Source organism: Sphingopyxis sp., from assembly GCF_050725615.1.
GTDB lineage: Bacteria > Pseudomonadota > Alphaproteobacteria > Sphingomonadales > Sphingomonadaceae > Sphingopyxis.
The window spans coordinates 1-10592 of the sequence record NZ_JBOHHU010000121.1 but is presented as its reverse complement, the minus strand read 5'-3'; the positions used below and the strand labels follow the sequence as shown (position 1 = coordinate 10592).

The following is a 10592-nucleotide window of genomic DNA, read 5'->3' as shown; positions in this document are numbered from 1 at the left end:
AAGCGAAGCAATCCAGGGCGGTTACCGCCACTCTGGATTGCTTCGCTTCGCTCGCAATGACGAAGGGTTTTTAATCGACCGCCTTGACGATCAAACTCGCATTGGTGCCGCCGAAACCGAAGCTGTTGTTCAGCGCCGCCTTGACCTCGCGCTTCTTCGCCTTCCACGGCACCAGGTCGACGCCGTCGGTGCCCTCGTCGGGATTGTCGAGGTTGAGCGTCGGCGGCACGATCTGGTCGCGGATCGCGAGGATGCAGAAGATCGTCTCGACCGCGCCGGCGCCGCCGAGCAGATGCCCGATCGCCGATTTGGTCGAGCTCATCGACACATTGGCGATTTCATTGCCGAACAATTTCTTGACCGCGCCGAGTTCGATCGTGTCGGCCATCGTCGAGGTGCCGTGCGCGTTGACATAATCGATGTCGCCGGGGGTCATGCCCGCTTTCTTCAGCGCCATTTCCATCGAGCGATAGGCCCCGAAGCCCTCGGGGTGCGGCGCGGTGACATGATAGGCGTCGCCCGACAGGCCGTAACCGACGACCTCGGCGTAGATCTTGGCGCCGCGCGCCTTGGCATGTTCATATTCCTCGAGCACCACCACGCCTGCGCCCTCGCCCATGACAAAGCCGTCGCGGTCCTTGTCATAGGGACGGCTCGCCTTTTCAGGCGCGTCGTTGCTGCTCATGTTGAGCGCGCGCGCCTGCGCGAAGCCGGCGATGCCGATCGGACAGATCGTTGCCTCGGCGCCGCCCGCGAGCATGATGTCGGCGTCGTCGTCGCGGATCATCCGCGCCGCGTCGCCGATCGAATGCGCGCCGGTCGAACAGGCGGTGACGACGGCGTGATTGGGGCCCATCAGGCCATATTTGATGCTGACCTGGCCCGAGATCAGGTTGATCAGGCGACCATGGACGAAGTGCGGCGAAACACGCCCTGGCCCCTTTTCGGCGAGCAACAGGCTTTCGCTCTCGATGCCCGGCAGGCCGCCGATGCCCGACCCGATCGAGCAACCGGCGCGCAGCTTCATTTCGTCGGTCATATCCTCGAGGCCCGCGTCCTCGATCGCCTGGCCCGCCGCGTCGATGCCATAGATGATGAAGGGGTCGACCTGGCGCTGCACCTTGTGGTCGACGCGCTTGCCGGGGTCGAAGCCATATTCATGGTCGGGGCCCTTGACCTCGCACGCGATCGTGCATTTCTGGTCCGACGCGTCGAAATGGGTAATCTGGCCAGCGCCCGATTTGCCGGCGAGCAAATTGGCCCATGTGGTTTCCACATCGGCGCCCAGCGGCGTCACCAAACCCAATCCCGTCACCACAACCCGGCGCATAGTCATTCCTTTCGTCGGTCCCCGTCCCTGCAGAAACCCGCATCACATCCGTTGGCGCGCCTCTAATGAACGCTGGCGCATAAAAAAAGCTTCCCGGTCACTGCGCGCGAGCGCTCGAGACCGGGAAGCCGGAAACGCGTGGGCGGCAGGGCCGCCACGTCCGGCGAGGCCGGACCGGGGCGAATTAGCCCTTGTTCGCTTCGATATAGTCGATCGCGTCCTTGACGGTGGCGATCTTTTCCGCCGCATCGTCCGGAATTTCGACGCCGAATTCTTCTTCGAACGCCATCACCAGTTCGACGATATCAAGGCTGTCTGCGCCCAGGTCGTCGATGAAGCTTGCTTCCTCGGTGACCTTGTCGGCTTCGACGCCCAGATGTTCGACGACGATCTTCTTAACCTTTTCAGCCGAATCGCTCATGCAGAGTTCCTTTTCTGACTATCTCGTGAATATCGGGATTTGCCCTAGTGCGCGGGGGCAGGGCTGGCAAGAGGTCTGGCATCGGTCGATCGGCGTCTCGCCGCATCGACCAGCCGTTCCTCGGCGGCGCTATAGGCCGAACGTTCCCCCTTCTCTCCCTCCGGCACCTGCGTGGTGAAATAGGCAATGCCTTGCCCACGTTCAAGGTCGAACCAGAGTCCCGATCGCAAGCCATAGGCGTCGCCCGAGTGGCCGAGCCGCAGCCGGCCGTCGCCGAACAGGTCGTCGCGGCACGCCGGATCGCGCAGCGCCGGGCCGCCGTTGCTGTGCATCGCCGCGCCATATTCGCAGAAAAAGCCGCCCGTCCCCTCGCCGCTCGTCGGGTGCACCGGCGCCATCGCCTCCAGCCGCGCCAGGCTTGCGGGTTTCAGGAAGCCGTCACCGCGGCGGAGCAGCATCACGCCGATCCGCGCCAGACCGTTGGCGGAGATCCGCAAACCGCCCTGCGGGCTGAACCCCGCGCCATGGCGGCCGAGCCGATAGGTGGAAAGGTCGCAGCTGCCATCGGCGGCGGGAACCACCGGACAATCGGGGCGCTGGCCCTTCAGCTCGTCGCGCTGGACACTGCCGTCAGCGCCGTAAAGGACGACCGCGCGCGCCACCGCCGCGTCGCTGCACGTCGTCCAGTTGAAACAGGCGTCGAGCGTCAGCGGCTGAAAGACCAGCCGTGCCATCGCCCGGTCGAACCGCTCGCCGGTCACCGCCTCGACCACCGCAGCGACCACCGGAAAGTTCAGATTGGCATAGGTGAAATCACCGCCCGGCGGCCTCGCCGCATCCCAGGCGGCGGGATCCCGCAGCACCGCCTCCAGATCGCTGCCGAGCGGCAGGGCATAGTTCACATTGTCGGTCAGCCCGGCGCGGTGGCCGAGCAATTGCGCCAGCGTGACCGGCGCGTCGGGAAATGTGGGCGCCCGGAGACGCCAGCCGAGATAGTCGGACACGTCGCGATCGAGGTCGAGCTGCCCGGCCTCGACCAGCCGCATCACGCCGAGCGCGACGACGAGTTTCGACACCGAGGCGACGCGCACCGGATCGTCGGCGGTCAGCAAGCGGCCGCTCGCCCGGTCCGCCGCCCCTTCGACGACCAGCGTTGCGACATCGCCCTCGCGGTCGAACCCGACCGCGAGGGCGGCGGGCGGCACCGGCGCGGCGGCGAGCGTCAGGGCGGCGAGCGATGGCAGCATCGCGCGATCCTGTTCGCCGCAGCCCGCGCTGTCAATCGGCCGCTCTGGCTCCGGCGGGCGGCGGCGCGACCTTGGGCCCGACCACGCCCGATTCGCGCAACGCGATTGACGCCCGCGCGATGACCGCCGGGGTGATCATAAACTGCCGCAGCACCATTTCGGGCGGCGCGGCCGCAGGCTGGCGGGTATAGGCGAGCAGGCGGCGCCACAGCGCGCGTGCCTGTTCGACCTTGCCCATCCGCGCCAGCACGATCGAGCGGACCATCAGATATTGCGGTTCGAGATTGCTCGGCGACGGCATGCGATCGAGCAACGCCAGCGCTTCGGCCTGTTCGCCGCGCTGCGAGCGCAGAAAGGCCAGCGTCACGGCGGGAACGCCCGCATGCGAATCGTCGAGCATCACCGAGCGCGTCAACAGCGCCTCGCCATCCGCCAACAGGCCGCACGACGTCTTGAACAGCCCCATGAAGCCCGCAAGGTCGGGGTCATAGGGGTTCAGCTCGACCGCCGCATTGCCCATCGCCACTCCGCGCTGGCAACTGCCGACATAAAAATGGGCGCGCGCCATCGCGAAAATCCCCGGCGCACTGTTCGGAGCGGCCGTATAGGCGCGCTGCGCCAGATCCTGCGCTTCGGCAAAGGCGGCCTTGCCCTTTGGCGTCGCGCGCAATTGCTGCCAGTCGCCGAAACGCAGCAGCGACAGCGGCACCGGATCGCCCGGCATGTCGGCCAGCGTCGCGCGCAGGCAGCGATCGGTCCGCTGCGCCGCCGCCGGGGTGCGCATCTGCCGCAGCCGGTTGAACTGCGCCAGGCAGGGATAGCCCGGCGCAAAATTGTCGGGTTCGCGCTGCAACTGGTCGCGCACGATGACGCCATAGTCGCCGGCCATCTGCGCGATCGCGGGTTCGAGGCCGCGAAACTCGGGGATATCGTTCAGCGTCACGCGGATTTGCTGCGACCAGATCGCGCGATCGTCGGCAACGCGGTTGAGCACCAGCGTGACATCGACCGAATCGCCGTCGAGCGCGCGGACGATCGACGCATCAAGCCGATAGTCGGCGGGGACGGGACGGGCCCCGTCGGCGGGCGCACGCGCCGAGCGCAATTGGATCAGTTCGAAGCGGCGCAGCCCGTCGCGCAGCTTGCTGTCGAGCCCGCGCGCCATCGCCCGCGACGGCCCGGTGTCGCCCGACGCCGGCATGCTCATCTCGATCGTCGGCATCGCCACGAACTGCTTGCCGAGCAGGCGTCCATTCGAATGCGCAAACCACCAGCCGCCGAAGGCCGCCAACGCCAGTGCCACCACGAAGCCCAGCCACAGCCAGATCGCACGGCGCTTCGGCGGCAGCGGGGACATCAGCGACTGCGGGGTCGCCGTCCCGGCGCCCGACACCGCCGCCGCACCGCCCGGCGCGGTCTGCCCCTCGATCGGCGCATCGCCCGCATCGGCGGCGCGCGAACTCGGCGGCGCGGAGCGGTACTGGACCACGATCTCATAGCTGCCCTGCGGCACGCGCAGGCGGTGCAGCCATGGCGTCTCGGCATAATAGCGATCGAGCAGATTGCGCAACCGCCCGACCATCACGCGCGGATAGCTGTCGATCGCGGGATCGAAATCGGCGCTGCGCCCCAGCGCCTCGGTCGCGATCGCATAGGCCTTGGGCGCGGTGCGGTTGCCCTGCAGCCGATGATCGACCAGATATTGCAACAGGCGGGTAAGAACCGGCGAACGCACGAACATCGGCGATTCGAGCAATTGAGTCAGCTCGTCGGCGATGATCTTTTCGATCTCGCCTTGATCCTGATCCTGGTCAGCGCTCGCTTTCGTGCGGTCCATACCACCCCCAAATGCCCTCAAGCGAGCTGCTGCGCGGTAGATACGCCAATAATCGGGCGCGACCAGTCGTTGTTACGTCCTTGTAACGGTAACAACAAAGCCAGTTTTCGTAACATAAAATTGCGCGGAGGCCAAGTCCGCACGAAAAAAGCCGAAACACGGTTAAAATTTCCTTACCGGATTGCAACAACCCGCTACGTGACCCGATGTAACTCAACTATTTGTCCCATTTCGGTCATTCTGTGATTGTGGTGACGTCCCTAAAGACGTTGCCGCCTGGCCCGGGCCTTGCCCGGCAAGGCGAATTGAAGCGGGTAAATCGAAGGATGCGAGCTGGTCCCTGGCATTTTTCACAAAGATTTTCCAACTTCATGCACAGCGACTTCGCCGGACGGGGAGATGGCCCCACCCTTTTCCCCGTCCGGCAAGTCCACCCATTTTCCTGTTTTGATATCGCGATACCGCCGGCGCCTCAGCGCCTCTTGCTACGCGCATAAAGCCTGAGCGCCAGCGCGGCAAGGAAGAGCGGTGCCAATATGCGACCTTCGACATGATAGGCGGGGTCGGCGTGGATCGCCCGGCTCGCATAGCTGATGAAAAAGATCAGCCAGATATAATGAATGCCGATGCGGTGAAGCCAGGTCCAGCCGCGCCCGAGCAGGCGCTGCGATGCATCGTTCGACGTCAGCGCCATCAGATAGATCAGGACATAGGCCAATCCGCCGCCGAAAAGCGTCGCGATCGGTCGCGGCCGAAAGGCGATGATGTTGACCAGCAGCGCGGCGAGATGGATCGTGTGCGCGAGCGCGAAGCCCAGCCCCCACTGGCGACGGCGCCGCAGCAACGCGGCGGTCGCCGCCCCCGGCCACAGGCGCCACAAGGTCGATGCGAGATAGGCGACCAGGAAGACCGGCGCCGCGGCGCGGGCGGTCCAGCGCGCCGCGAGCAGCGCCTCCTGTGGCGCGCCCTCTCCCGCGACCAGCGCGGCGGCGACCGCGACGAGACCCGCCGTCAATCCGATCAGCAGCGGCGTCCCGCGCCGCCCGAGCCAGATCGCGCCGGTCAGGCCGGTCCGATCCGGAAAGCGCAGAGCTTGTTGCCGTCGAGGTCGCGGAAATAGGCGGCGTAAAAGGCCTGATCACCCTCCTCGCCGCGCAATCCCGGCGGTCCTTCGCAGCTGCCGCCGAGTTCGAGCGCTTTGGCGTGCAGCGCATCGACCTTGGCGCGCTCGTCGACGACGATCGCCGCCATATGGCCGTTGCCGCGGTTCGCAGGCTGGCCGTCATAGGGCTTTGTCACCGCGATGCCCGGCTGGCCCCAGCCGGTGCCGTACAGCGTGAAGCCGTTCGCCTCGCTGTCCGACATGCGCATCAACTCGCTGGCGCCGATCGTCCCGAGCAGCGCGGAATAGAATCCGCGCGCCCGGTCGAGATCGTCGGCGCCCATGGTCACATAACCGAGCATCGCGGCGATCCGATCAGCTCTTGGCGGCGGGGGCCGCCGGGGTCGGCGGCGTGATGTCGTTCGGGCCGCAATCGCCCTTGCGCTCGGACGTGATGTGCATGACCATCTCGCCTTCCTTGCTGCCGTCGGCCTTGTTGGCGAGGATCGTCATCGTGATGTCCTGCGCGGTGGCGCCGCTGGTGCCGGTTGCGCTCATCTTCATCGTCTTGCCCGCATCGCCCTTGCAGGTTGCGGCGAAATCGACGGTCTTGCCGCTGAAATTCTTCTTGTCGAAGGTGCAATTCTCGCCGCGCGAACCCATGTCGGACAGGTTCTTCGCCATGTCTTCCTGCTTCGCCGCTTCGGGAGTCAGGCAGACGGTCATGCCGCTGAGCATCGAGAACATCTGCTGCATCTGGGCCTTGGCGTCGGGCGTGACGTCGTCGCCCTCGAGCTTGACGATCTCGATCTTCTGGCCCCAGCTGCCCGGCTGGCGCTGTTCGGGGGGCTCGTTCGACGCGGCGGCGGCGCCCTCGCCGTCCTTGGCCGCTTTGTCGCCGCACGCCGCCAGGACGAGGCTGCTCGCGACGGCGAGCATCAGAGTCTTTTTCATGGCATTTCCCCTGTCGAGTCCATTTGTGGATGGGCCATCCTCCCGATATCGACCGCCTTGGCAATGCCTAATCTCACGGCGCTATTTCGCCTTCTCGGCCATCCGTCGCGCGATCGGGCCTTCGATCTCCATGACGTCGACGAAAAGCTTGTCGGGCCGCGCCGCGCAATGCATCCGCGCGGCCGCATAGCGCAGTTCGAACGCCGCCATCTTCTGCCGAAACTGCGCGGGTTGGGCCAGCATGTCCTGCGACAAGGCGCTGATCCCCAGCATCATCGTGTAAAATTCGCGCTTCTCGCTTGTCGGCCAATGCGCCGCCCACCAGTCTTCGTCGCGCGTGAACTGGTCGCAGCGGTAGCGCAAGATGCCGCCGCCGGGGCCCGGGGTGCGATAATTGTCGAAGCCGAACGGCACCCGGATCGGCAGAGCGATCGGCTTGCCCGCCCCGTCGCGATAGGGCCGGAAGCGCGAGGCGTTCGCCGCATCGAGCGCGGCGGCGTCGAGCGTCGGCGCGCGGCTGCTCTGCGCGACCACCGCGTCGATCAGTCGCCCGTCCGCCCCGACCTTGCCCTCGATCACGACCTTGCCATGCTCGCCCGCCGCGCGCGCTGCGTCGCCGAACGCCGCTTCGACGCGGGTCACGAACATCGGGTGACCATCGGCCGCCTCGAAGGAAAAGGGCAGCACGGCGGGCACCGCGATCGCCTTGCCCGCCTTGTCGGCCGCCGGCACAAATTTCAGCGTGCGCGCGGCGGCCAGCGCGGCCGCGTCGAGTTCGGGCGGCGCGCTGCTGAACTGGATGTCCGCCTCGACCACCGCACCGGCGGCCGAGATGACGAGGCCGATCCGGCCTTGCCCCTGCATTCCGGCGGCGCGCTGTTCGGCCGTATAGGCGGGGTCGAAATCGCCGATCAAACGCGGCTGCCGCGCCATCGCCGGCTTGTTCGCCAGCGCTTCGATCATCGCCGCGCTCTTCGCCGGCTCGGCCGTTTCGGCGGGCGGCGCGGCGGGCACGGCCGGTTCGGTCTGGAGCGCCGCCAGCGCGAGCGCCAACGGCAAAATCGCCAATGTCATGTTCGTCCCTTTGAAAGCCGCCCGGCGATGCCTTTGGCCTTGGATTGGCGCCTATAACCTCCATATTGGCGGGGATGGCAATTCAGATTCGCACCTCGCTCGACGAAATCGACACCGCCGCCGATTACGTCCCCCACCGCCCCGCGCGCCCCGACAAGGTCGAGGGCGGCAAGCGTTTCGAGCTGGTCAGCGAATATCAACCCGCCGGCGACCAGCCGACCGCGATCAAGGAGCTCGTCTCGACCGCGCTCGACGGCGAACGCGACCAGGTGCTGCTCGGCGTCACCGGCTCGGGCAAGACCTTCACCATGGCCAAGGTCATCGACGAACTGCAGCGCCCCGCGCTGATCCTCGCCCCGAACAAGATCCTCGCGGCTCAGCTCTATGGCGAGTTCAAGAGCTTCTTCCCGAACAATGCGGTCGAATATTTCGTCAGCTATTACGACTATTACCAGCCCGAGGCCTATGTGCCGCGGTCGGACACCTACATCGAGAAGGAAAGCTCGGTGAACGAGGCGATCGACCGCATGCGCCACTCGGCGACGCGCGCCTTGCTCGAACGCGACGACGTCATCATCGTCGCGTCGGTATCGTGCCTCTATGGCATCGGCTCGGTCGAGACCTACTCCGCGATGATCTTCGACCTCAAGAAGGGCCAGAGCGTCGACAATCGCGAGATCATCCGCAAGCTCGTCGCGCTGCAGTATAAGCGCAACGACCAGGCCTTTGCGCGCGGCAATTTCCGCGTGCGCGGCGACAGCCTCGAAATCTTTCCCTCGCATTATGAGGATATGGCCTGGCGCGTCAGCTTCTTCGGCGACGAGATCGAGGAGATCACCGAGTTCGACCCGCTGACCGGCAAGAAGATCGCCAACCTCAACCATGTCCGCATCTATGCGAACTCGCACTATGTGACCCCCGGCCCGACGCTCAAGCAGGCGTCGGAGGCGATCAAGCATGAGCTGACCGAACGCCTCAAGGAACTCGAAATCGAGGGCCGGCTGCTCGAAGCCCAGCGGCTCGAACAGCGCACCAATTTCGACCTCGAGATGATCGCCGCGACCGGCAGCTGCGCGGGGATCGAGAATTACAGCCGCTTCCTCACCGGTCGCCTGCCCGGCGAGCCGCCGCCGACCCTGTTCGAATATCTGCCCGACAACGCCCTGCTCTTCGTCGACGAAAGCCACCAGACGATCCCGCAGATCGGCGCGATGTCGAAGGGCGATCATCGCCGCAAAATCACCCTCGCCGAATATGGCTTCCGCCTGCCGAGCTGCATCGACAACCGGCCGCTGCGCTTCGCCGAATGGGACGTCATGCGCCCGCAGACGGTCAGCGTCTCGGCGACCCCCGGCACCTGGGAGATGGACCGCACGCAGGGCGTCTTCGCCGAACAGGTGATCCGCCCCACCGGCCTCATCGACCCGCCGGTGTTCATCAAGCCCGTCGAGGAACAGGTCGACGACCTGATCATGGAGGCGAAGGCGACCGCCGCCGCAGGTTACCGCACCCTCGTCACCACGCTGACCAAGCGCATGGCGGAGGACCTCACCGAGTTCCTCCACGAGGCAGGACTCAAGGTCCGCTATATGCACTCGGACGTGGAGACGCTCGAACGCATCGAGATCATCCGCGACCTGCGCCTCGGGGTGTTCGACGTGCTCGTCGGGATCAACCTGCTGCGCGAGGGGCTCGACATCCCCGAATGCGGGCTCGTCGCGATCCTCGACGCCGACAAGGAGGGTTTCCTGCGCAGCGAAACCAGCCTCGTCCAGACGATCGGCCGCGCCGCGCGCAACGTCGACGGCCGCGTCATCCTCTATGCCGATCGCATCACCGGCAGCATGGAACGCGCAATGCGCGAAACCGACCGCCGCCGCGAAAAGCAGGAGGCGTATAATAGCGAACACGGCATCACCCCGACGACGATCAAGCGCAACATCGGCGACATCATCGCGCATGTCGCGTCGAAGGATCAGGTAACGATCGACATCGGCGACGACAAGCCCGCGCATATGGTCGGCCACAACCTCCGCGCCTATATCGCCGACCTCGAAAAACAGATGCGCGATGCGGCAGCCGACCTGGAGTTCGAACAAGCCGGCAAATTGCGCGACGAAATCCGCCGCCTCGAAGCCGACGAACTCGGCCTGCCGCCGGACCAGCAGGTGGCCCCGCGCGTAGGGCGCTCGAACGAGGGCAAGCCGGGCACGCGCAAGGGACGGTTCGGGAAGCAGAGCAAGACGAAGTGGGGTCGGTAACGCGAGGCGATGGAACATAGCGGCGCGCGACGCCTGCTTGCTGTGGACGTTTGATAGTGCCAGTGTCGACTTAAGGGGGGAAACAATGCCCTTTCGTTTGGCCTGGATATATGTGCTGGCGCTGCTCGCTCTTACGTTCGTTGCCTTTTGGCCCGGATATTTCGCGAAGCTGCCAGCCAGCGACATGGCACACCATGCTCATGCCGCCAGCGCCGTCCTGTGGATGATCCTCGCCATGGTGCAGAGCTGGACAGCCCACCACAATCAACTCCCGCTGCACCGCGCGACCGGGCTCGCGACCTTCCTGCTTTTCCCGTTCTTCCTGATCGGGGGAATGTGGGTCCTCCATGTCGAGGCGGCGACCCT

The 10592-nt window shown here is 65.7% G+C and carries 9 protein-coding genes and 1 pseudogene; 2 read left to right on the top strand and 8 right to left on the bottom strand.

Annotated features, from left to right (window positions below):
- Window positions 1-70: 70 nt before the first annotated feature.
- The 8 genes from fabF to ACREB7_RS19420 form a co-directional block, all read right to left on the bottom strand.
- The gene (gene fabF / locus ACREB7_RS19455; RefSeq protein ID WP_431593918.1) at window positions 71-1330 is read right to left on the bottom strand and encodes a beta-ketoacyl-ACP synthase II; all 1260 of its coding nucleotides are present in this window, start codon (window positions 1328-1330) and stop codon (window positions 71-73) included.
- A 184-nt stretch (window positions 1331-1514) separates the two neighbouring features.
- The gene (locus ACREB7_RS19450) at window positions 1515-1751 is read right to left on the bottom strand and encodes an acyl carrier protein (RefSeq protein ID WP_003039428.1); all 237 of its coding nucleotides are present in this window, start codon (window positions 1749-1751) and stop codon (window positions 1515-1517) included.
- A gap of 44 nt (window positions 1752-1795) precedes the next feature.
- On the bottom strand, window positions 1796-2998 hold the full coding sequence (locus ACREB7_RS19445) for a serine hydrolase domain-containing protein (protein ID WP_431593917.1): 1203 nt from the start codon (window positions 2996-2998) through the stop codon (window positions 1796-1798).
- 31 nt (window positions 2999-3029) lie between these two features.
- Window positions 3030-4835, bottom strand: a complete 1806-nt coding sequence (locus ACREB7_RS19440; RefSeq protein WP_431593916.1) for a tetratricopeptide repeat protein — start codon at window positions 4833-4835, stop codon at window positions 3030-3032.
- 472 nt (window positions 4836-5307) lie between these two features.
- Window positions 5308-5850 (bottom strand): hypothetical protein, encoded by a 543-nt coding sequence (locus ACREB7_RS19435; RefSeq protein ID WP_431593915.1) that lies wholly within the window; start codon window positions 5848-5850, stop codon window positions 5308-5310.
- Between the two features lie 47 nt (window positions 5851-5897).
- Complete coding sequence (locus ACREB7_RS19430) at window positions 5898-6299, bottom strand: VOC family protein (protein WP_431593914.1); 402 nt, start codon at window positions 6297-6299, stop codon at window positions 5898-5900.
- 13 nt (window positions 6300-6312) lie between these two features.
- Complete coding sequence (locus tag ACREB7_RS19425; protein WP_431593913.1) at window positions 6313-6891, bottom strand: DUF3617 domain-containing protein; 579 nt, start codon at window positions 6889-6891, stop codon at window positions 6313-6315.
- Window positions 6892-6972: 81 nt separating this feature from the next.
- Complete coding sequence (locus ACREB7_RS19420; protein ID WP_431593912.1) at window positions 6973-7965, bottom strand: TonB family protein; 993 nt, start codon at window positions 7963-7965, stop codon at window positions 6973-6975.
- Between the two features lie 74 nt (window positions 7966-8039).
- On the opposite strand from ACREB7_RS19420, the gene uvrB reads away from it, so the two are divergent.
- Window positions 8040-10226, top strand: coding sequence for an excinuclease ABC subunit UvrB (gene uvrB / locus ACREB7_RS19415; protein ID WP_431593911.1), 2187 nt, complete (start codon window positions 8040-8042; stop codon window positions 10224-10226).
- A 184-nt stretch (window positions 10227-10410) separates the two neighbouring features.
- Window positions 10411-10592: pseudogene (locus ACREB7_RS19410) on the top strand (hypothetical protein); the annotation flags it as partial.

Bases quoted from the DNA above. Each gene is read 5' to 3' on its own strand.
- ACREB7_RS19420 (WP_431593912.1), bottom strand. From the start codon at position 7,965: ATGACATTGGCGATTTTGCCGTTGGCGCTCGCGCTGGCGGCGCTCCAG.
- ACREB7_RS19445 (WP_431593917.1), bottom strand. From the start codon at position 2,998: ATGCTGCCATCGCTCGCCGCCCTGACGCTCGCCGCCGCGCCGGTGCCG.
- uvrB (WP_431593911.1), top strand. From the start codon at position 8,040: ATGGCAATTCAGATTCGCACCTCGCTCGACGAAATCGACACCGCCGCC.
- fabF (WP_431593918.1), bottom strand. From the start codon at position 1,330: ATGCGCCGGGTTGTGGTGACGGGATTGGGTTTGGTGACGCCGCTGGGC.
- ACREB7_RS19450 (WP_003039428.1), bottom strand. From the start codon at position 1,751: ATGAGCGATTCGGCTGAAAAGGTTAAGAAGATCGTCGTCGAACATCTG.
- ACREB7_RS19425 (WP_431593913.1), bottom strand. From the start codon at position 6,891: ATGAAAAAGACTCTGATGCTCGCCGTCGCGAGCAGCCTCGTCCTGGCG.
- ACREB7_RS19430 (WP_431593914.1), bottom strand. From the start codon at position 6,299: ATGCTCGGTTATGTGACCATGGGCGCCGACGATCTCGACCGGGCGCGC.
- ACREB7_RS19440 (WP_431593916.1), bottom strand. From the start codon at position 4,835: ATGGACCGCACGAAAGCGAGCGCTGACCAGGATCAGGATCAAGGCGAG.